19 protein-coding genes, 1 tRNA gene, 3 pseudogenes and 1 riboswitch are annotated in these 20,261 nt (G+C 64.4%); of the genes and pseudogenes, 14 read left to right on the top strand and 9 right to left on the bottom strand.

All coding sequences use genetic code 11. From position 1 onward, the window contains the following. The first annotated feature begins 136 nt into the window (after nt 1–136). Complete coding sequence (locus tag I53_RS16060; RefSeq protein ID WP_043352454.1) at nt 137–334, top strand: hypothetical protein; 198 nt, start codon at nt 137–139, stop codon at nt 332–334. Here the strand turns inward: I53_RS16060 and I53_RS33280 are convergent. Then, nucleotides 331–1,260, bottom strand: coding sequence for a hypothetical protein (locus I53_RS33280; protein ID WP_148291153.1), 930 nt, complete (start codon nt 1,258–1,260; stop codon nt 331–333). The genes I53_RS16060 and I53_RS33280 overlap by 4 nt on opposite strands. Before the next feature lie 112 nt (nt 1,261–1,372). On the opposite strand from I53_RS33280, the gene I53_RS16055 reads away from it, so the two are divergent. After that, entirely contained in the window at nt 1,373–1,798 is a 426-nt protein-coding gene (locus I53_RS16055) for a hypothetical protein (RefSeq protein ID WP_043352452.1), read from the top strand. A 145-nt stretch (nt 1,799–1,943) separates the two neighbouring features. On the opposite strand, the gene I53_RS16050 is transcribed toward I53_RS16055, so the two are convergent. Next, the gene (locus I53_RS16050) at nt 1,944–2,600 is read right to left on the bottom strand and encodes a hypothetical protein (protein WP_043352450.1); all 657 of its coding nucleotides are present in this window, start codon (nt 2,598–2,600) and stop codon (nt 1,944–1,946) included. Nucleotides 2,601–2,781: 181 nt separating this feature from the next. On the opposite strand from I53_RS16050, the gene I53_RS33275 reads away from it, so the two are divergent. From I53_RS33275 to I53_RS16035, 3 genes are all read left to right on the top strand, one after another. Then, nucleotides 2,782–3,252 (top strand): hypothetical protein, encoded by a 471-nt coding sequence (locus tag I53_RS33275; protein ID WP_148291152.1) that lies wholly within the window; start codon nt 2,782–2,784, stop codon nt 3,250–3,252. An 81-nt stretch (nt 3,253–3,333) separates the two neighbouring features. Then, on the top strand, nt 3,334–4,554 hold the full coding sequence (locus I53_RS33270; protein ID WP_148291151.1) for a hypothetical protein: 1,221 nt from the start codon (nt 3,334–3,336) through the stop codon (nt 4,552–4,554). Further along, nucleotides 4,551–5,504, top strand: a complete 954-nt coding sequence (locus tag I53_RS16035) for a DUF4238 domain-containing protein (protein ID WP_043352444.1) — start codon at nt 4,551–4,553, stop codon at nt 5,502–5,504. Before I53_RS33270 ends, I53_RS16035 begins: the two co-directional genes overlap by 4 nt. A gap of 186 nt (nt 5,505–5,690) precedes the next feature. Here the strand turns inward: I53_RS16035 and I53_RS16030 are convergent, their stop codons facing one another. After that, nucleotides 5,691–7,127, bottom strand: a complete 1,437-nt coding sequence (locus I53_RS16030) for a site-specific integrase (protein WP_043352441.1) — start codon at nt 7,125–7,127, stop codon at nt 5,691–5,693. 779 nt (nt 7,128–7,906) lie between these two features. Between I53_RS16030 and I53_RS33980 the strand changes: the two genes are divergently transcribed. The 3 genes and pseudogenes from I53_RS33980 to I53_RS31375 form a co-directional block, all read left to right on the top strand. Further along, entirely contained in the window at nt 7,907–8,197 is a 291-nt protein-coding gene (locus I53_RS33980; RefSeq protein ID WP_085987669.1) for a transposase, read from the top strand. 62 nt (nt 8,198–8,259) lie between these two features. Continuing rightward, nucleotides 8,260–8,463, top strand: a pseudogene (locus I53_RS16020) (IS3 family transposase); the annotation flags it as partial. Between the two features lie 30 nt (nt 8,464–8,493). Then, nucleotides 8,494–8,691 (top strand): annotated as a pseudogene (locus I53_RS31375) (IS110 family transposase); the annotation flags it as partial. Between the two features lie 16 nt (nt 8,692–8,707). Here I53_RS31375 and I53_RS36145 read toward each other — a convergent pair. From I53_RS36145 to thiC, 4 genes are all read right to left on the bottom strand, one after another. Beyond that, the gene (locus tag I53_RS36145) at nt 8,708–9,019 is read right to left on the bottom strand and encodes a DUF5131 family protein (protein WP_374701333.1); all 312 of its coding nucleotides are present in this window, start codon (nt 9,017–9,019) and stop codon (nt 8,708–8,710) included. 322 nt (nt 9,020–9,341) lie between these two features. Then, nucleotides 9,342–9,416, bottom strand: a tRNA-Gly gene (locus tag I53_RS16010). Nucleotides 9,417–9,943: 527 nt separating this feature from the next. Then, nucleotides 9,944–10,282 (bottom strand): hypothetical protein, encoded by a 339-nt coding sequence (locus I53_RS16005; RefSeq protein ID WP_043352439.1) that lies wholly within the window; start codon nt 10,280–10,282, stop codon nt 9,944–9,946. Between the two features lie 764 nt (nt 10,283–11,046). Next, nucleotides 11,047–12,933 (bottom strand): phosphomethylpyrimidine synthase ThiC, encoded by a 1,887-nt coding sequence (gene thiC, locus I53_RS16000; RefSeq protein WP_043352437.1) that lies wholly within the window; start codon nt 12,931–12,933, stop codon nt 11,047–11,049. Between the two features lie 71 nt (nt 12,934–13,004). Continuing rightward, a riboswitch (TPP riboswitch) is annotated at nt 13,005–13,110 on the bottom strand. Between the two features lie 119 nt (nt 13,111–13,229). Between thiC and I53_RS15995 the strand changes: the two genes are divergently transcribed. From I53_RS15995 to I53_RS15985, 3 genes are all read left to right on the top strand, one after another. Further along, the gene (locus I53_RS15995) at nt 13,230–14,060 is read left to right on the top strand and encodes an alpha/beta hydrolase (protein WP_043352435.1); all 831 of its coding nucleotides are present in this window, start codon (nt 13,230–13,232) and stop codon (nt 14,058–14,060) included. A 13-nt stretch (nt 14,061–14,073) separates the two neighbouring features. Beyond that, a complete protein-coding gene (locus I53_RS15990; RefSeq protein WP_043352432.1) occupies nt 14,074–14,448 on the top strand; it encodes a restriction endonuclease in 375 nt (124 codons plus the stop codon). A 107-nt stretch (nt 14,449–14,555) separates the two neighbouring features. Continuing rightward, entirely contained in the window at nt 14,556–15,626 is a 1,071-nt protein-coding gene (locus I53_RS15985) for an acyltransferase family protein (protein WP_043352430.1), read from the top strand. Between the two features lie 11 nt (nt 15,627–15,637). Here I53_RS15985 and I53_RS15980 read toward each other — a convergent pair whose 3' ends face one another. Then, the gene (locus tag I53_RS15980) at nt 15,638–15,883 is read right to left on the bottom strand and encodes a hypothetical protein (RefSeq protein WP_043352457.1); all 246 of its coding nucleotides are present in this window, start codon (nt 15,881–15,883) and stop codon (nt 15,638–15,640) included. Nucleotides 15,884–15,998: 115 nt separating this feature from the next. Then, nucleotides 15,999–16,451 carry a hypothetical protein gene (locus I53_RS15975; protein WP_043352428.1) on the bottom strand — a complete coding sequence of 151 codons (453 nt, stop codon included), beginning with the start codon at nt 16,449–16,451 and terminating at the stop codon, nt 15,999–16,001. Between the two features lie 184 nt (nt 16,452–16,635). On the opposite strand from I53_RS15975, the gene I53_RS15970 reads away from it, so the two are divergent. From I53_RS15970 to I53_RS15960, 3 genes and pseudogenes are all read left to right on the top strand, one after another. Continuing rightward, complete coding sequence (locus I53_RS15970; RefSeq protein WP_043352426.1) at nt 16,636–17,019, top strand: hypothetical protein; 384 nt, start codon at nt 16,636–16,638, stop codon at nt 17,017–17,019. A 140-nt stretch (nt 17,020–17,159) separates the two neighbouring features. Next, entirely contained in the window at nt 17,160–19,352 is a 2,193-nt protein-coding gene (locus I53_RS15965; RefSeq protein WP_043352424.1) for a transglycosylase domain-containing protein, read from the top strand. Nucleotides 19,353–19,604: 252 nt separating this feature from the next. Next, nucleotides 19,605–20,261, top strand: a pseudogene (locus tag I53_RS15960) (GGDEF domain-containing protein); the annotation flags it as partial.

Here is a 20,261-nt window from a genome sequence, read left to right as displayed (position 1 = left end):
CGGTCGAGACACGTAGATAGGAAACAAATTTACCCTCGGCCATCGAAAACCCCGTTGTAACGCCCCGGTCACCGACCGTGGATCGATCGTGCCCTCGGGCTGTGGGGCTCTGATACTATTCAGGGATGGCCCGGCGGTGTTCGCGGGATTCGAGTTTCGTCACCCAGATGCGCCGGGCTGCGTGATTCACGATCTGGGCTCCCGGTCGGAGTTCGAGACGTGGTGTGCGGGCAATGAGCTGCGGCTCACCGGCATCAGCATCGACACCAGGATGTTCGTCGTAGAGCCGCGGACGGACGATGCCGCGTTCGCCTTCCGGTTCCGTTGGGGTTAGGACGCCACCTGATCACCGGTCCCTTTGTTCGCTTTCAACAACCCAACAACTCGATACACGAAGTCTGCCATCACAAGCATGTTGATGCTATTCTTCGCGGTGTTATAGGAAATTATCCCGTGCAGGCATGCGTGCCGGTTCGGGATCGGATCGCTTCGCAAAAGCTCAATCTGAGCGGGGTCCTTTGCCTCGGAGTACAAGCGGTCGATAAGAGTTTCCATCAACGAAAAAACGCTGAATCCACCGAGTTCAAGTGCCTCGCTTAAGCCGAGTTCCTCAACAAATTTTCTGAAGCTACGCAAGCTGGTCAACCCCGACAACTGACCGCCATGAAGCTCATAGCGAATGATCCGTTCAAATTCAGGAAAAAGGAGTCGACACACAGAACGGTAATGGCCGTTGCCATGTGCGGCCAATGCTTCTCGAAAGGTAGCCTTGGCCTCATCATCTACGTCAAACCCGTCAATGTCCCTTTGAAAGATCTCTGCTACTTCGAGCCAGTGCCCAGAAAAATGGTTCTCTATTGCTTGGGATAGAGCATCCTCGGATAAGCCGTCATCTTCAATAATGAGCCTCATCGATTGGTGAGGTAAAAATCCTATCGAATCCAACTTGTCGCGCTGTGCATTTATTTTTGCGAACCGTCCTAGAGCTTCTTCTGATGGCAAAGCATCTGTGATTCTTGTGGCGACAACGTGCAAATTTCTCGCTAGCTGCTCAAATCCCACAAGAAACGATTTGATACTTTTGCTGTGTCTTTCAAGTAACTCATGAACGACACGTGAAATTTTTTCATACTCTTTCGACACTCGATCCGAGGGCTCTATGCTTTGGATCGATAGCTCTAGTGTATCGGCAGCGCCCTGCGCTTTGTTTGGGCGAGCCCATAGCCGATCATTCGCAGTCTGTTCGGTATGATCAGCCAATTCGAAGCTCCAGCGATTCCGCGGCCAGCTCATGTGATCACGCTCACGTGCCTGGACCAGTGTGTCATCAACGCGATAGACGCAGGGCGTCCTTTCAACCTAAACGCGAGCCATGTTGAAAAAGCTCGCGCCCCTACTCCTACTTCTGTTCCCCCTGAGCGCGGTGCCTGCCTGGGCGTTGCCGGTCGGTCTGAAGTGCGAATTGATCAAGTACACGGGGCCGGACTCGGGCTACAAGAAGTTTGATTACGTCGACCTTGCTCTTCTCGATGTCGACAATCAGCGGGTCGACATGATCAGCTCCGGCCTCCGCGAAGAGTGGACATACCTAAACGGGAAGGCAGGGACGACGGCGGCCGGAGATCGCCTTTCGATCGCCTCGGATAGCTCCACGATATACGGCGGCGGAATCCGGTTCGGGTCTGCCTTCGCCTTCGAGTACAACCGCACCAATCACGCTCTGGTCTGGACCGGCATCTGGAGCCACCGCAGAGACGCGCAGACGTGGCTGTTCAATTGCCTGGAGGCGCGTCCGTAAATGAAAATGCCCCTGGGGATTATCCCAGAGGCATATTGAAGGCCCTCACCGCACAGGTATGTTGAATAGGTCTTGGCTGTCGACTGGTGAGACGGTTAGTCAGGACGATGAAAGCCCCGGATTGAGCCCAATCAGCCGGGGCCTTTTATTTCCAGTTCCGAATGACGTATTGCCGCCAGGGCTGCTTCGTGCGCCCTCCCCGCGAAAACATCATCTCTTCGGCCACTTCGCCCGTGACCCCGACCCTCTCTGCGAGTTGGTCGACTGCGTCACAGTACCGGCCGTAGACGGTCGCGTCATTGGCTCTGTGGACCCAGCCGTCCTTCCGGATCGCGATGATTCCGGGTCCAAATAGCAGGGCCACGGACTTCCCCGTCCATTGATCGAGGATGTAGCCGTCCCCCTCAGGGCGCATGAAGTGAATCAGCTTGGTGAAGTAGGCTGGGGCAAGGCCGGGCACGACGGCGCTGTGGAAGCGGTCGTAAGCCTCTGTGCGGCTGATTCCGCCTCGACGGATCCCATCGATCATGGCGAGCAAGGCTGATCGGACGCCCAGGGCCTTCGCACCGTTGCGGCGATCCATGCCACCCCAGGCCATGCAGGCGACGAAGCAGGCTTCGCTAGAGTTCGAGGCCGACTGGCAGAAGGCACGCAGCTCGGCGCGCTTTAGGTGGCGCTCCGGCACGTCGCCACCGGCATAACTGGGCAGGGACCTGACCCAGGCAGAGGGGATCGATCCCTTCCAGCCCGATTCAGCCTGTGCCAACCGCGTGAACTCCAGATAGTGGCCATCGTGAATCATCGGTTAACGACTCCTACGAGGCCGCCGTCCTATCCCGACTGAGTAAAGCCTTACGCAGCGCTCTCGGTGGGTTTCAGAGAAAATGAACCTTTCATCGGGCCACAAAGCCCTGTGTCGCAGGTGGTCCACCATGCGTTAGCCACCGCTCGCTAAGGTATGCCCGACAACGAGGGTTCATGCCTTGAGTAGCCGAGATGATAAGGTCACCACCGCCGCTCTGGCGCTGGTCGGTGTCGCGGTAGCCTTCGTCACCGTGACTTGGCTGCGGCGCCCGCCCTCCCCGCCTCCGATGTCGGACCGGGACCGGCTCGTCTCCGCCTACACCTCTCCGACCGGCTTCAAGCCTTTCACGCACATGGATCGTCCCCCACGGGAATCATACGTCATGCTCGACGTGATTCCGGAGACTGATGACGCGCTCCGATTCATCCACGTCCAGGTCATCCTCCCGAGCCAGTATCACGGGCTGATGTGGACCTACGCCCACTATCGGGTGAAGTGCCACGAGTACGTGATGCAGAAGCTGGCGGAATCGGAAACGGTCGACGGGATGTTCAAGTCGCAGTTCGATGAGGATTTTTACCGGCCCTGGGGCGGAACGTTCCAGAACAGCGGTGCGTACGAAGCGTGCCGGTACCTGAAGCGGATCTAACTGTTGCCGTGAATCATTCCAGCGCCGCATACTGAGCGTCCTGCGGCGTGTGTATTCCACAGGGTCTAACAAGGTCGGCAGATGGCATCTAAGACCGTCTTCAGTCTCACCAACCAAATTGGCATTATGGGCGAGGAGTTTCGCGCAATCCGAACTCGGATGGATAGAGTTTCCGCAGAAAATAGAGAAGTCGAGTGCGCTGAATACTCGACGTTCATCATCGCTAAATCAAACGAGATCGTCGGCGCGATTACCGATTTCCTCTACTCTCCGTCGCCCGAGACCGGATCCGATGTGATCAATAAAGTTGAGGAAATGATCTTTGCATCCCTATCCATCGCTAGAGATACGGGAATAGATCAGGAAGGTGAAGCGTTTCGCGAATTGATCCAGCTTGCGAAACGAACCATTCAACTCGTCGAGACGGGTGTTATCTTAACCAGCTCTGATAATTTGGAGGCGCCCACTCTACCGGACCAGCGCCCTGCCCCGCTCAATGTGGCGGTGCAAGATGAAACACTCCGTCTGGTCCACAGCCAGACTCAATCAGGCCGGATTGATTATCCATCTGCCAATCGTCTGCGCGAAGGTCTTCGGGATACATTCAGAGGGCTAGTCGACGAGCTGCCAACGTCAACGAACGTGGACAAGCGCTACGTCAAGACCTGCACGGCTTTGCTTGCCTACCTCGACCAGTCACTTGAAGATGTATCGATCGAAGCATTCGGACTGAGCTATCAGCTTGTCCAGAAGCTCACAAAACGAATGTCGGATGAGATCGATGAGATGCTTCTCGTCGAGGTCGAGCACGTTTTGACCGGCATCGGTGTGCTCCTGAATCAGTTCGAAGACTGGAAGATATACCTAAAAGAGGTCGCGACCTCGCAGCTCAATGTGGAGGACGCATCTGGTCTTGTTGAAAATGCGCGGCTTGTAGTAGCCGCTCTGAAAAAGCCGGGAGCGCCAGTCGATCCACGCATAGCGGCGCGACTCGAAGAGATGATCGAACCGGCGGTGTCCGGCATCGTCAGCGCAGAGACCATCGCAATCCCGCTGGCATGCAGCCTGAGCAACTTTTTCACCGTGGTCTCTCAATACGCAGTTGATCGAGTTGCAGCTTATCCCGTTGAGTTCGCCCTTGGCTCGGGATCACTGCTGCTTGGTCTCGCGATTGAGCTGATCCAACGCTTCTGCCCTATCCTGTCCAAATACGAGCCGTTGCGTTTCTTGGTTGACGTAACCAAGTACCTGAATAAGCTGTATTCCCCGATGAAGGATGTATTCAGCAGCCTGTTGAAATGACTCAGAACAAGCCGCAGCATCGGCATCACTACATCCCGGAATTCTACCTCAAGCGCTGGCAACTCGGCGGGGATCGGCTGCTTGAGTTCAGCCGCCCTCGTGATTCACGGGTCCGCTTCCGTTGGGTCTCACCGAAGCAGACCGGGTACGTCGACAAGCTGTACCTTCTTGACCACCTGCCGCCCGAACTCCAGAACGGCTACGAGCGAAGCTTCTTCACGCCCGTCGACACCAAGGCGGCCAGCGTCCTGAAGAAGTTCGAGTCGGGTCACGTCGATCTGGATTCAGCGGAGCGGTCGTCCTGGGGACGCTTCGTCATGAGCCTGACGTTCCGGACCCCGGAAACGATCGAGGCGATCAAGAGGCAGCTCACTCACGACGTTTTCAAGCCGACCCCGGAGGCGGAGTGGTCTTATCAGCAGCGCCGCACTCCTGAGCAGCCTGGAACGCTTCTGGAGGCCCTGGAGGCGGAGAGGGACGAGAACGATCTCCGTCACTACTCCCTTCAGATCGCCACGGCGGCGTCCGACAGCCAGAAGATCGGCCAGCGCTTCATCAACATGGTGTGGGGCCACCGGACGCTGCCCTTCTATGCCCCTGCCCTGCTGACATCAGATCGGCCGATCATGTGGGCCTTCGGGATGGAAGACCAAAATTGCCACATCGTCCTACCGACCGGACCCAAATCGATATTCTGGGCTGCTCAGAGCGTGCAGATGATCTCGACGCTTCAGACCGGCGACGCGGCTCAGCTCGTGGCCTTCCTGAACAACAACGTGACCCGCCGCGCGGTCCGTTCCGTCTGGGGTGCCAGTCTGGGGCAGCACGAGTATGTGGCACGGCTGATGGGCGTCGACCCGGAGTACACGATCCCAGACCGGCTGATCGAACAGCGCTGGGAGATGGTGCAGCAGCGTCAGAGGAACCGGATGCAGAAGGCGAAAGCCTGATCCTCATCGAGCTGCGTGAGGAAATGCACGATCAGTCTCGTATCGACTCACGTGATGGCTTCAGGGGCGACGCTGGTAACAATTTTCTTAAATCGGCCTTATCCAGGGTCAGGGGGTTCAGAACCCCGTCCAGGGTGCACCAGCGAGCGCCGAATTTTTACTCAACATTGCCCACGACATCATGAGTCAGCGGGTAAAGACGATCTGCCCCGTTGGGTCCAGGGTCAGCTTCGTCTCCCCTGAAATCGGCGATCGGGTAACGTTCAACCGGAGAGGATTGCGAGCATCCGCAGGGCGAAGCGCACCCCTGATGTCTTCCGACCTCAGGTGATTATAGTGACGACTGATCATTTCGTTGGAGGTCCCGCAGTTAATTGCAAGGATATCTGACGTTACGCCTTTCCTCAGTCGCTCAGTCAGGTATGTGTGACGGCAGATATAAAGTGGTTCGCCGGAAATCGTGGCGTCGAAACCTAACCGTTTGAGGGTGGATTTGAAGCTCGCGCCCATGTCGCGTACGACACCGCCGCGGCGCGAAGGCCATAGGGTCTCTTGACCCGCATCGGCAAAGCCGAACTCTTTGAGGAGCGTGCGTAGATCGGCAAGCACCTTGACCGCCTCTGGGTCGGCGTTAACCATCCTGGGCCCGGTTTTGCCATCCCCGCAGCGGTCAATCACGACGATATCTTCACCGTGCTCGTTCTTGACCTGACTCAGGCGGTCCCAGGTTAGTTCGAGGATTTCGGCACCGGGGCGGAGGCCGGTGCACAGCAATAGCCGCACATGCAGTGCCATGAGCCGCCGATCGTAATTCTTGCGCTTGCCGCGCTCGCCCAACTTCTGGACGCGCGCGCGTTCGACGTCCTCGACACGGCCAAACTCGGCCAACAACTTCTCGACCTGTACGGCAGTGAGCGCGGTGCGCTTCTCCCCGGCGACGCGCTGCTTCTTTGATTCGCGCGGGCGGGGCAGGTGACGAAGCCCATGGACGACTTCGTCGCTGATGAGCGGAGCGGGCTGGTCGCACGCCCAGGTCAGCGCCTTGACGAAATACTGCTTCTCGCGGCGTAGGGTGTTCTGGCTGGGCGGTTTGAGCTTTCGCCCAACGGACACCGTGCTGGTCCCGCGTTTGTACGCTGCAACTGTCGCGCCCTCGACATTCTGCTCCAAGCGCCAACGTTCCCAGGCATAGAACTGGCGTCTATCGAGATCGGGCAACGGAACGGTCCGCCAAAACGGCATGAAGTTACGCTGCATGACCGAGATCTCCGGGCCGAGTTTGTGCTCACCGGCATCTCGGCGCCGAACGAGATCGGCGACGTAGGATTCGAGCACGTCGCCTACGCTCGGCCCCTGCATCGAGATCGGCTTCCCGGCCTCGGCCCGGCACGCCAGGGCCTTGCGCCGCCGGAGGGCCACCTGCTGCGCGATGGCGACGTCACTGGTCTTGGTGGATTCCCGGGTGCGCTCATCGCCGATCCGGAAGTCAGCGTAGATGAAGCTTGAACGTGGGTGCCGGTAGAGGCTGACGCCGTCCCCGAGGTCGAGGCGACCATCGCGTTCGAAAATTTCCCGGCGCTGGTCGCGCTGGCGCGCGCGTGTTGAAATTCGGGGAGAAGGCATAATGTCGTTTTTACTTCGTGAGAGGGTGTGCCGAAGGTGTGCCACGGGTCGAGTGGACAGCCTACGCCGACTGTTTCGATCGTATCGGGCGGCCGGACGAGAGGGTTCGCCGTTCGCCTTATGGAGCAACATCTTAATACCACTTCGCCGGAACTTGTGCATCATTCGAAATGAAGAATAACGATAGTAGATAATCTTCGACTACACTCCGAAGGCAAAGGTCACACGTTCGAATCGTGTCGGGTGCGCCAATCTTCTCAATGATTTAGCATTGTTTGATGGTCCCTCCCCCGGAGCCGGGGGACTTCCGGGTCGAAGGTGCCGCCGCCGGGTCGGGTGTTTGTGCCCTTCCCTCGCAGGGTATTGGGGTGGTCAGACGGTGAAGACTTCTTCCTCCTCGGGATCCTCTGTCGGCACGATGGTGCGGGACTGGCCCCGGCTCAATGATCCCGCCGTCACGGGTTTAGACGACACGCGGATGCGTGAACCCGGCATCGACCAGCGCACGGATGGCGCGGGCGATCTCCGCTTGCGTCGCTGTAGCGGGTCGGGTGCTCATGGGTTTCACCTGATGTGACAGGGGTTCGGGCAGCATCGCCACGAACACGAAGGAGTGCCAAGCTCCTTCGCCCAGGGGCTTCGCACACCCCTTAGACGCCGGGGGAGAGAAGTGGCATTGGGATTGCCCCGGTTTGGTGGACACTGAGACCGCTTTCGCGTGAGGTGTTTGCCCGCTGCCCAAGACCCGTCCCGCATACCCCGCCAAGTTCCGTCGCTAGATGGTCGAGTTGATCCGCGCCGGCCGCGCTTCGACCGACCTCGCCCGCGAGTTCGAACCTTCGCGCCAGACCATCGAGAACTGGGTTGCGGAGGCTGACCGCACCGAAGGCCGCCGCGCGGCCAAGCCGGCGACAGCCGATCCCAGCTTGACTGCGCCCGAGCGTGACGAACTCGTCCGGCTGCGGCGCGAGAACCGACAGCTGAAGGTGGAGCGCGACATCCTCTCGCGCGCGACGGCTTGGTTTGCGAAGGAGACCGGAGTTCTGCCGTCGGGGTCTTCCGGTTCATGAGCGCGAACCAAGCCGACTTCCCGGTCGCCGCGATGGCCCACGTCCTCGGCGTGTCGAAGGGCTTCTCCACCCTCGAATGCGAGTTACTGGCTCGCCCTCGCTTCCGCGCGCAGGCCGAGGCACGGATGGCGGTCTTCAGTTCCATCGAGGGCTGCTGCAATCCGCTGCGCCGTCACTCGGCGCTCGGCGACCGCTCACCCGTCGTCGACGAGCAAAAAAAGGGGTCAGAACCGACGATCGAGACCCTGCTCTCCCAAGCCCCCTAACCGTCCACAGAAACGGGGCAATCCCAGTCTAAGGCCGCGCTCGTGATGCTGACTGGCCCTCGGGTTCGATGGTCCTCGCAGAAGGTCTCGGGGCTGGCTGTGGCCAAGCGCAGAGGTATGCAGAAGGCCCTCGTTGCCGTCCCCCCCAAGCTCTCAACCGTTCTTCACCGCACGTGGCGCGACGCGAAGGACTTCCGCTGGTCGGCCGAGGCAGCGACAGCAGCCTGAAGCTCTCGGACCACCATCAAGTACACCAAGCTCCTCCGGCGTGGAGGAAATACCCCATGAGGGAGGATCGCTTCGTCAGGACCTGGAAAGTCGGCCAGTTCGCCCGCTCCATCGTGTCGGAGACGCGATCGACGAACGCGTCGGGTCCCTTACTGTGGAACAGGTCCGACATGGTGTTCACGAAAATCACGCGCGGTTCGCGCCACGCCGGCGCTTGCTCTGGACGCGCTTGGCGCAGGGTCAGGTCGAACCCAGTCTCGCAATGGTGGTCCGACACGCCACGGAACCGTTCGGATAGCCGCTCGGCATAGCACTTGTCACAGCCCAGGCTGATCTTGGTTCAACCCGTCACCGGATTCGAAGTGGCGTCAGTCCATTCGATGGCAGTCACGTCGGCCATGCGCGGACGCCTCGCATTCGCCGGGGTGACGGACGACCCCATCGGATGCCGCGCGATCACTTCGAGGCTGTCTTGGCGCCCGTGGTCGCGCGTGCGACGTGAGAATATCCCAGCGACCCACGTCATTCATCGCGACGCGATAGGGTTCAGAATGGCGCCGGCGAATCAGCGTAAGTCATTAACCAATGCCTACCGCTGGTATCACGCGTCCCGGTGTTGTCAGCCAGGGGCTCTAAGCTATTGAAAAGTATGGAGCGGGCGATCGGGATCGAACCGACGACATTCAGCTTGGGAAGCTGACGTTCTACCACTGAACTACGCCCGCCCACATGACTGGTCCGGATCCGGCGTTGACGACGGTCGATCCGACCGGTCCCAAGCCCTCATGTGCGCCGACCGTTTAGCAGTTCGACGGCGATGGCGTCAAACGCATGGGAACCTCTCAGAGCGGCTACGAGGCCCGAAAAATCTCACGCGACCTGACCGCGGCACGTGAAAGGATCACGGGTCCGAAGGCGATCTTCCTTACGCTGCCCGGCGAAGGCTCGACGGGTTTGGATGCGCCTTGCGATCCGGTGGAGGCGCTGACCCGGATCTCCGACTTCGCGGCCCGGCATCCGACCCCCTGCATGGCCGTGCGTGCGATTCAGCGCGATTTCTGTGTGCCCTGGACGGCAGTGAGCTCGTCGTCTCGAAGCCGGTCGATCGAAATCCGGCCCCGGCGCCGCCTGTCGAGAACAGCCTCCTCGTCGCGTGGCGGCTTGCTCTGGTGGCTCTCCTGGCCCCTTCGCGGTTCAGCCCGGGCCCCGCCCGCTGCGTCGGGCCGCTGGCTGAGCGTCTGACCGACGGTATTCAGGCGACGCGGGAGAGGCTGCCGGTCTGTGCCCCCTGCGTGCCGCGTGCGGAATCGTAGGCGCGATTGCGCAGAGCGGTTTCGCTGGGGAGTTGATCGATCACGTTGCCGGACGCGGGGTCAACCACCTGGAAGACGATCGTGCTCGTGTCCGGGTCCTGAATGTAGCGCGCCTTACCGCCGGTTGCGCCGATGTCGAGCTTCACCGCGGGTTCGAGGGGCGCGGATGTGCTCTGGGGCACCGGGGCCTCCTGCGTCACGGCGGCGGCGGCCGTCGCGCCGAGGGCGTCGAGGCCCTGCGGCCCCGACGTCGGGGGTGTCAGCGGACGGATCTCCATGGCCGGTCTCCTGCGATCCTGTGATCGAAGGATTGAGACGGGCGGCTGCCTAACCAGCGGTTAACGGCAGCAGGCGATCCACCGGATGGTGGCTCGCGGTCCGAGATGCGATGAACATCCCGTTAGCGTTGCGACACAAATCCGTGCGGCTTTCTCCCCGAGAGGCGGCTCGTCGCGCATCTGATCCGTTCACCCGCGACCGTACCCCGGGCCATTCCGTGTCGTCCGGAGGGCGGTCGGGGCAGATATTTTCCGATGCTCGCCATCGCGATGCGGGCGCTCGCCGTGCAGGCGACCGGAGACGATCGGGGAAGCGTGACCCGTTTGTCCGCAGGCCTCGCTACAAGATCGTTGCGCGGCTTAATGCCATCCTCGGGCGCGGACCGGTCGACGTCGGACGCGCCCGCATCATCCTGATCGCATGTACAGCCGCAGTGCTGCCTCCGGTGCCCATTTTCAGGATCGGGATACCCGCTTGCTCAGCAAGGCCGCGTCGGGCGGCTACGGGGCACCTGACAGGAAGCGCCTGCGACTGGAAGCGCTCCGCTCTGTCCAGGCGGATCAGAGAAGGATTTGCGCCCCGATCATCGAACTGGGCACCCCGCGCGCCGTCGGCATCGCCGCGGATCAGATGCGTGCGGCGATGCGCGGTACCAATGGCGCCCGACCCGGAGCGGTCCTCGACATCGAGGCCCCGTGCGGTGGAACGCCGGGGCGGAACGGCGGCACGCCCGAATCCGGATCGGACTGGGCGTGCCTTGGCCTCACTCGGCGGCGTCGACGTAGAGCTTGCCGCCCTCGGCCAGGAACTCCTCCGACTTGGCCCGCATGCCGGCTTCGGCCTCGGCCTTGGACATCGCGGGCGACGCGCCCACGACTTCGCCGGCTTCCTCCATCGCCAGCACCTCGGCCCGCAGATCCTGGGTGATCTTCATCGAGCAGAATTTCGGCCCGCACATCGAGCAGAAATGCGCGACCTTGTGGGCGTCCTTCGGCAGGGTCTCGTCGTGGTAGCGGCGGGCCGTATCCGGATCGAGGCCCAGGTTGAACTGGTCCTCCCAGCGGAAGTCGAACCGGGCGCGGCTGAGCGCGTCGTCGCGCAGCTGCGCGGCCGGGTGGCCCTTGGCGAGGTCGGCGGCGTGGGCAGCGATCTTGTAGGTGATCACGCCGGTCTTCACGTCGTCCCGGTCGGGCAGGCCGAGATGCTCCTTCGGGGTGACGTAGCAGAGCATCGCGGTGCCGAACCAGCCGATCATCGCGGCGCCGATGCCCGAGGTGATATGGTCGTAGCCGGGGGCGATGTCGGTGGTCAGCGGGCCGAGGGTGTAGAACGGCGCCTCGCCGCACTCCTTCAGCTGCTTCTCCATGTTGACCTTGATCTTGTGCATCGGCACGTGGCCGGGGCCCTCGATCATCACCTGGCAGCCCTTGTCCCAGGCGACCTTGGTCAGCTCGCCCAGCGTCTCCAATTCGCCGAACTGCGCGGCGTCGTTGGCGTCGGCGATTGAGCCCGGGCGCAGGCCGTCGCCCAGCGAGAACGACACGTCGTAGGCCCGCATGATGTCGCAGATCTCGTCGAACCGCTCGTAGAGGAACGATTCCCGGTGCCCGGCCAGGCACCAGCGCGCCATGATCGAGCCGCCGCGCGAGACGATGCCGGTGACGCGCCGGGCGGTCAGCGGCACGTGGGCGAGACGCACGCCCGCATGGATGGTGAAGTAGTCGATGCCCTGCTCGGCCTGCTCGATCAGCGTGTCCTTGAAGACCTCCCAGTCGAGCTTGAGCGGGTCGCCGCCGACCTTCTCCAGCGCCTGATAGATCGGCACCGTGCCGATCGGGACCGGGCTGTTCCGGATGATCCACGAGCGGATGTTGTGGATGTTGCGGCCGGTGGACAGGTCCATGACCGTGTCGGCGCCCCAGCGGATCGACCAGACGAGCTTCTCGACCTCGTCGGCGGCCGAGGAGGTCACGGCCGAGTTGCCGATATTGGCGTTGATCTTGACCAGGAAGTTCCGGCCGATCGCCATCGGCTCCAGCTCGGTGTGGTTGATGTTGGCCGGGATGATCGCCCGGCCGCGGGCGATCTCGTCGCGCACGAATTCGGGGGTGATGAAGGGCGGGACCGAGGCCCCGAAGCTCTGGCCGTCGGCGAGTGCGGCCTCGGCGCCCGCGAGCATCTTCTCGCGGCAGACGTTCTCGCGATGGGCGACGTAGATCATCTCCTCGGTGATGATCCCCGCGCGGGCGAACTCGTACTGGGTCACCCTCTGGCCCGGGGCCGCCTTGCGGATGGTCCGCTCGGCGGGGCAGGGGGCCACGAGCTTGTCGCCCGCGAAGCCGTTATCCTCGGGCTTCACCGCCCGCGGGGCGACGGCCGCGTAGCCGCGAGCCGCGATCCAGGGCTCGCGCACGCCGGGGAGGCCGGCATTGAGGTCGATCCGCGCGTCGGTCTCGGTGTAGGGGCCCGACGGGTCGTAGACCCGCACCGGTTCCTCCTTCGGATCGGAGAGGACGATCTCGCGGTAGGGGACGCGGATGTCCGGCCGTCCGGCCGGGCTCGCATAGGCCTTGCGCGATCCGGTCACCGGACCCGTGGTCACGGTCTCCGGGCTGCCTTTCACATCCTTGGGGAGAACGGGTGCGTTCATCGTGGGCCTCTCCTCGTGCTGGAGCAGTCCGGTCCACGCGATGGCCGAGATGAGATGGGGCCGCGCGACATGCGACCGCAGGTTCCCGTCCCTCCGCCGGTATGAGCCGGATCAGGTTCAAGGGTCAGGGCAGCGTGCCCAATCTCAGCCCCCGGCGGGGCTCCCCTCGGAACGGTTCCAGACTCAGGCGCGCGGACGGCTTTGTCAATGCTGACCGGGCGCCCTAGAAAACACATCCCGAAAACCGTTCGATCGAACGCATCCGCTTCTCAACCCCACGGCCTCACCCGCATCGCATGCGACTCCTCGCCGGCCTCCTGCTCGCCGTGCTCCTGCTCTGCGGGTTGGCCTGCGCCGCGCTCGCCCTCGGACAGCGCCGCTTCCTCTATCCGGGCGCCTTCAGCCCGCCGACACCCTGGCCGGTGCCGCCCGGGGTCGCGACGATCACGGTCGCGACCCCGGATGGCGAGACCCTGCACGGACTGTGGCGGCCGCCGCGGCCGGGCTGCGGCGTCATCGTCAGTTTCCACGGCAATGGATCCCGCCCGGAACCGCACGCGGAGCGCTTCGCCGCGGAGCCGTGGCGGGCGCGCGGCTGGGGTCTGCTGACCGTGGCCTATCGCGGCTATCCCGGCTCGACCGGCAGCCCCAGCGAAGACGGCCTGATCCGCGACGGCCTGGCGGCCGCAAACGCCGCGCGGGCACAGGCGCCCGACGCGCCGATCCTGCTGCACGGCCATTCGCTGGGTGCGGCCGTCGCGGTCGCCGTCGCCGAACGGGTGCCGACGATCGGGCTTTACCTGGAGGCCCCGTTCGACTCGATGATCCACACCGTGCGGCTGCATGTCCCGCTAGTCCCCATCTGGCTCCTGCGCGACACATACCGCTCGGACACGCGCATCCGTGGCGGAACTGCGCCGGTTCTGATCGTGCAGGGACGCGACGACACGGTGGTGCCGCTCAAGTTGGCGCAAGGCCTCGCCGCAGCAGCCGGCCCGCGGGCGCGGATCGCCGTGATCCCGGGCGACCACGTGTCCATCCTGGGGGGCCGGGACCGAGAGGCCGAGGCGATGTTCAGAGAGCGTGTCGGTCCGACCTGCCCGCAGCCGGTCGATCAGCAAGGATAGGAGAGGGGCGCGCGTGGTCGGACGGCGCTCGCAGCGCTGGAGCGCCGAGGATCCGGACGCACCGGGTGCGCAGGGCCGGCCCGAGCCGGTCTGCCCGCTCTGTGAGCGCCCGATTCCGCATCGCGCTCGCTCCAGCCTCCATCACCTCACCCCGAAGCTCAAGGGCGGAACCCATCGCGGTACCGTCCGCCTACACCAGATCTGCCACTCGGCGATCCATGCACGCTACAGTGAGGCCGAGATCGCCAAGCGCTTGGCCGATCTCGAAGCCCTGCGGACCGATCCGGAGATAGCCCGCTTCCTCGCCTGGGTGCGCGGCCGGCCGGACGATTTTCACGCCGCGACGCGCATGACCCGCGCGCGGCGGTCGGCGCGGCGCAAGGTCTGACCGCCGGCGTTTACCGACCGTTCGTCACATCCGCAGGTTGCGGCGATCACGTTCATCGCCGTCAACCCAAACCGGTCCAGGATCCCTCCGATCGCGAGGGTGGGACGATGGCCGGGGTCGGGGATACGGGTGATCGGCTCGCCTGGGTCGATATCGCCAAGGGGATCTGCATCCTCCTGGTGGTCATGATGCATTCCGTCACGGGCACCGGCGACGCCATGGGCGGGGAAGGTTTCCTCCATCCGGTCGTGGCCTTCGCGAAGCCGTTCCGGATTCCGGACTTCTTCCTTTTGTCCGGCCTGTTCATGGGGCGGGTGATCGACCGCGACTGGCGCCTGTTCTCCGACCGCCGGGTGGTCCATTTCGCCTATTTCTACGTGCTCTGGCTGGTGATCCAGTCGGCCGCCAGATACGGCAAGATCGCCGGCGATGACGGCCCCACGGCCTTCGCGGCGCATCTCGCCCATGCCCTGATCGAACCCTACTCGACGCTGTGGTTCATCTATCTGCTCGCGGTGTTCTCGGTCGTCACCAAGGCTCTGCGCCGCGTGCCCGACGCTGTGCTGCTCGCCGGTGCCGCCGTGCTGCAGATTGCCGACATCCGCAGCGAGTCGACCCTCATCGAGGAGTTCTGCGCCCGATATGTCTTCTTCGTCGCCGGCTATCTGTTCGCCGGCCGCATCTTCGCCCTCGCGGACGCGGCCCGGCACCGGGTCCGGCTCGCCTTGTGCGGCCTCGCCGCATGGGCGTTCGTGGAAGGTTGGCTCGCGCTGACTCCGTCGGGCCTTCCGAATCACCCGACCCTCGCCAGCCTGCCGCTGGTGAGCCTCGCCCTCGGCGCCGCCGGTGCGCTCGCGATCGTGGTGGCGGCGTCGCTCCTCGGCCGCGTCGGGGGGCCGATCGCCGAGGCGGTCCGAACCTGCGGGCAGCGCTCGATCGTGATCTATCTCGCCTTTTCGCTACCCATGGCGGCGACCCGGGAGATCCTCGTGCGCACCGGAGCCATCGCCGATATCGGACTTGCAAGCCTCATCGTCATGACCGTGGCGGTGCTGCTGCCGCTGGTCCTGGAGCGGCTGGTTCGCGGCACGGCGCTCGATCTGCTGTTCGTGCGGCCGCGCTGGTGCCAACTCGTGGGGTCGGAGTCCCGGACCCGCCCGGTCCTGCAGGCGACCTGAGACGGGCGGCTTCAGCCCTCGAAGGCGATGCCGATCCGGCGGCTGCGCCGCCATGCAACGGCCGCCGCGCGCGGCTCGGCGCCGGCGCTCACGCGGAGCGGGAAGCGGTCCGGCACCACATGATCGCCGTCGACCTCGATCTGGGCGCCGACCTCGGTCGCGTCCCAGACCAAGCAACTGACTTCGCCGCCGTCGAGCAGGACCGCGCCGAAGGTGAAGGCGTTCTTCCGGAAGACGCCGCGGCGATTCTCCCTCATCGACTCCCCCATCCGCACCCGCGGGTCCGCGGAGACGATCTCCGCGGTCCGGGACGATGCCGGATGGGGGTTAACAGGGCAAATACGATCCCTTGCCTGCGCTCTCAGATCGAGATCAATAGTCGTCCGGATCATCCCTGTAGCGGCGCGGCCCAGGCTCATAATCGTCGTCGTACGGGCGGCGTGCGCGCGGCCGGTCGTAGTCGCGGCCATAGCGATAGGCGTCGCGCCGGTCGTCGTAATCGTCGCTCCGGTACCCGCCACCGCCGGAGCCGCCCGCAGTGATGCGCGGTGCGTACCAGCAGCTCTTCGCCTGGCCCGGTGCGGGATCGCCGAAGGTCTGGCTGTTGCAGGGCACGGCGCCGCCCTGAGGAAACGGCCGACCGTTGGTCCGGCCGGGCACGCCGTAATAGACGTTGGTCGCGTAGGGCATCCGGCAGACGCCGCCTTCCTGGGCGCAGCCGACCAGATTCACCGTGTCGAGCTGATAGGCCCGGGCCGGTGCGGGCATCACCGTGCCGGCTCCCAGCGTGATGGCTCCGAAGGCCAGAGCGATCCGAATCTGCACGTCCCCGATTCCCCATTGCGTCGCGGTCCGCGTGCCGAATAATCCGGTCGGCGGCTTCCGGCCAGCGGCCGCGCTCGCTATGGCGTCGCGCACGGATCTGTGCGGGCTGTTTTGGCACCGCCATGACGATGATCGGGCGGAGCCACCCGTGGTCGAACGGGATAGGGCGCCCCAGGAGGCCTTGATGAGGGATGCGTCCGCGCAGGAGCTTCTGTTGCTCAGCGCGCTGCAGGAATGCCGGATCCAGCTCGACGCGGCGCGCAAGGACGAGGCGGCCCGCGCCGCCGTCCGGGAGGAGCTGGAGGCTGCCCTTCGCCGCGAGGCGGCGCTCTCGGCTGTGATCGCCGAGGAGCGCGAGCGGACGGAGGCCGTCCGTCTCGTGCTTCAGGCGCTGCTGATGAGCATCGGCTGGTTCGGCCTGCGCCGACGCCTGTTCCGGTCTCGCATCGCCCGGCTGGGCCGTGAGACGCCGGACTCAGGTCCGCAATCGGCCCGCCATTCCGTGCTGCTCGCGGAGGCCCGACGGGTGCTCGGCGCGCCGGTCGTCCAGCCTCCTGCCCAACGCTAGGGCGTATCGGCGCGCGGGATGGGGAACGGGCGCCGAACGCTTCGATAACGGCCCCTTAAACCGCCGCATTTAGCGTGCGGAAACCGTCCTGCGGCGCGCCCGACAGACGCGCTGCGGCGGAACATTCGTAGACGGGATGCATGGCCAAGGGTCGGGGCAGGATTGAGCCGAACTTCGACGTGCCCGAGGGGCGTGTCCGGGATCGCGGCGAACTCGATCTGCGCCTGTCCCGGGAGGACCGTCCCGGGGGGGCAGGAGACGGCGTGGCGAAGCGATCGGGCGGCGGAGGAGCGCGGCAGCCGAACAAGGCGCCGGCGCGGACCACCGGGCGGGCGAAGGCCTCGGGTCGTGGCCGACGCCGGCGGTCCTGGCTCGGCCGCATCGTCTACGGCACCGTCGTCCTCGGTCTCTGGGGGGTGATCGGGCTTGCCGGGCTCATCGCCTACCACGCGTCGCAATTGCCGCCGATCGACCAGCTCGCGGTGCCGAAGCGGCCGCCCAACATCGCCATCCTGGCAAGCGACGGCTCGCTGCTCGCCAATCGCGGCGAGACCGGCGGCCGGGTGGTCTCGATCAAGGAGCTGCCGCCCTACCTGCCGCGCGCCTTCGTGGCGATCGAGGATCGGCGCTTCTACCAGCATTTCGGCGTCGATCCGGTCGGCATCCTGCGCGCCATCGGTCAGAACCTGACCCGGCGCGGCGTCGCGCAGGGCGGCTCGACCCTGACGCAGCAGCTCGCCAAGAATCTGTTCCTGACGCAGGAGCGGACTGCCTCGCGCAAGATCCAGGAGGCGATCCTCGCGCTCTGGCTGGAGCACAAGTACACCAAGGACGAGATCCTCGAACTCTACCTGAACCGTGTCTATTTCGGCGCCGGCGCCTACGGCGTCGAGGCGGCCGCGCAGCGCTATTTCGGCAAGCCCGCCAAGGAGGTGAGCCTTGCGCAGGCCGCGATGCTGGGCGGCCTCGTTCAGGCGCCGTCGCGGCTCGCTCCGAACCGCAACCTCCCGGCTGCCCAGGCCCGCGCCGCCCAGGTGCTTGCCGCGATGCAGGAACTCGGCTTCGCCGCGCCGCAGGACGTGAAGGTGGCGCTCGCCCAGCCGGCGAAGCCCACCAATGCCCGCGGCGGCGGTTCGGCCAATTACGTCGCAGACCTCGTGATGGACGTGCTCGACGACTACGTCGGCAAGTTCGACACCGACATCACGGTCCAGACGACCGTCGATCCCGTCCTCCAGGCCGCCGCCGAGAAGGTGCTCACCGACGAGCTCAACGCCAAGGGCGCGCGCTTCAATGTCGGCCAGGGCGCGCTGGTCTCGATGCGGCCCGACGGCGCGATCCGGGCGCTGATCGGCGGGCGCGACTACGCCCAGAGCCAGTTCAACCGTGCCACGACCGCGAAGCGCCAGCCCGGCTCCTCGTTCAAGCCCTTCGTGTACCTCGCTGCCGTGGAGCACGGCGCCACGCCCGACACGGTCCGCGAGGACGCGCCGGTCCGGATCGGCAACTGGGCCCCCGAGAACTACTCGCACCGGTACGAGGGGCCTGTCACCCTGCGGACGGCGCTCGCCCATTCGCTCAATACCGTCGCGGTGCGGCTCGGCCAGGAGGTCGGCCCGAAGACCGTGGTGCAGACCGCCCAGCGCCTCGGCATCACCTCGCCGCTCCAGGCCAACGGCTCCATCGCCCTGGGCACTTCCGAAGTGACGCTGCTGGAGATGGTCGGCGCCTACGGGGCCTTCGCCAACGGGGGCACCGGCGTGATCCCCTACGTGGTGACCGCCGTGAAGAGCCAGGGCGGCAAGGTCCTGTACAAGCGCTCCGACAACGGTCTCGGCCGGGTCATCGATGCCAACGCCGACGGCATGATGAATGCGATGATGCACGAGGTCTTCGTCAGCGGCACCGGCAAGAAGGCGGACATCCCGGGCTGGGACCTGGCGGGCAAGAGCGGCACCACGCAGGACTACCGCGATGCCTGGTTCATCGGATTCTCGGGCAGCCTCGTCACCGGGGTCTGGCTCGGCAACGACGACGGCGAGCTGACCAAGAAGGTCACCGGCGGCAATCTGCCGGCGGAGATCTGGAAGTCGTATATGACCCAGGCGCTGAAGGGGCAGACTCCGGTCCCGCTCCCCGGCCTCAACCGCTGGCGCAGGCAGCCGGAGACGACCGCCTCGGTGGCGAGTGCCGCGCCGCCTGCACCGGGCGGGCTCCTCGGGCAGATCCTGGGCGAACCGGAGGCGCCCGCGCCGCGCCAGTCCGCGCCGGCGCGGCGCGCTCAGAAGGATGACCGCAACTTCATCGAAAAGCTGTTCGGGATCGGCGACTGACGCCGCCGATCGGTGACGGCCCGGCGCTCGCCACCCCATCGCGGGCCTGATCGACGGTGCTCGAAATCCGGCTGACCGCTGACTTGACGCGGCAGCACTTACAGACCTGGTGCCGATTGATCTATATTGGCGCAAATCGGACGCTTCTTAATTCCTAAAATAACTCCTTTTTCAATATTCGGGACTCAGAATTCGGGTCGATAGCAAGTCCGCTCCCCGGTTGCCGGGGCCGGCGGCAACCCGATCGAGCCCATGGTCCTGCGCGCGACTGCCACAGCGATCCGAGTCCACCTCGCCGATCGCGCCTCGCGTCTGATCGCGCTGGGGGGCACGTGCCTGCTGCTCTGCCTGACGCTGCTCGGGGTCTATCTCTGCCTTGATCTCCGCGATGTCGCTTGGCACAATGCGCGCCGCAACGCCGCGAACCTCCTGGCCGTGATCGAGGAGGGGGTCGGCCACAGCCTGCGGGTTTACGATCTCTCCCTGCAGAGTTCCGCACGCTTGGCGCACCGCGCGGATATCATAATTCTGGACCCGGAACTCAGACGCTTGGCCGTGTTCGACACCGCCGTCGCGGGCTCCGGTCTCGGCCCGATCACCGTCACGGATGCGGCGGGTGATGTCCAACTGACGAGCGATCCCAACCTGCAGAACCGGCCCAACCTGAGCACGCTGCCGGAATTCCAGATCCACAAGTCCAATCCCGATGCGGGTCTGATCCTTACTGGACCGACTCAGTCCCGTCTGACCGGGGAGAGCATTATCCGCATGACCCGGCGGATCCAGACGGCAGACGGTTCCTTCGCGGGGATCGTGTACGGATCGATCAGACTCGCGCATTTCCGGGCGCTCTTCGACCGGCTGCGCTTCGATGACGGTATCGCCCTGAACGTGTTCCATCGGGACGGG

The sequence above is a fragment of the Methylobacterium sp. B1 genome (genome assembly GCF_000333255.1).
In the GTDB taxonomy this organism is placed as follows: Bacteria; Pseudomonadota; Alphaproteobacteria; order Rhizobiales; family Beijerinckiaceae; genus Methylobacterium; species Methylobacterium fujisawaense.
The sequence above is the reverse complement of the archived record's forward strand: the minus strand, read 5'-3'. Positions and strand labels throughout refer to the sequence as shown.

Bases quoted from the DNA above. Each gene is read 5' to 3' on its own strand.
- I53_RS16055 (WP_043352452.1), top strand. From the start codon at position 1,373: ATGTTGAAAAAGCTCGCGCCCCTACTCCTACTTCTGTTCCCCCTGAGC.
- I53_RS16050 (WP_043352450.1), bottom strand. From the start codon at position 2,600: ATGATTCACGATGGCCACTATCTGGAGTTCACGCGGTTGGCACAGGCT.
- I53_RS33270 (WP_148291151.1), top strand. From the start codon at position 3,334: ATGGCATCTAAGACCGTCTTCAGTCTCACCAACCAAATTGGCATTATG.
- I53_RS16035 (WP_043352444.1), top strand. From the start codon at position 4,551: ATGACTCAGAACAAGCCGCAGCATCGGCATCACTACATCCCGGAATTC.
- I53_RS16030 (WP_043352441.1), bottom strand. From the start codon at position 7,127: ATGCCTTCTCCCCGAATTTCAACACGCGCGCGCCAGCGCGACCAGCGC.
- I53_RS33980 (WP_085987669.1), top strand. From the start codon at position 7,907: ATGGTCGAGTTGATCCGCGCCGGCCGCGCTTCGACCGACCTCGCCCGC.
- I53_RS16005 (WP_043352439.1), bottom strand. From the start codon at position 10,282: ATGGAGATCCGTCCGCTGACACCCCCGACGTCGGGGCCGCAGGGCCTC.
- thiC (WP_043352437.1), bottom strand. From the start codon at position 12,933: ATGAACGCACCCGTTCTCCCCAAGGATGTGAAAGGCAGCCCGGAGACC.
- I53_RS15995 (WP_043352435.1), top strand. From the start codon at position 13,230: ATGCGACTCCTCGCCGGCCTCCTGCTCGCCGTGCTCCTGCTCTGCGGG.
- I53_RS15985 (WP_043352430.1), top strand. From the start codon at position 14,556: ATGGCCGGGGTCGGGGATACGGGTGATCGGCTCGCCTGGGTCGATATC.
- I53_RS15980 (WP_043352457.1), bottom strand. From the start codon at position 15,883: ATGAGGGAGAATCGCCGCGGCGTCTTCCGGAAGAACGCCTTCACCTTC.
- I53_RS15970 (WP_043352426.1), top strand. From the start codon at position 16,636: ATGAGGGATGCGTCCGCGCAGGAGCTTCTGTTGCTCAGCGCGCTGCAG.
- I53_RS15965 (WP_043352424.1), top strand. From the start codon at position 17,160: ATGGCCAAGGGTCGGGGCAGGATTGAGCCGAACTTCGACGTGCCCGAG.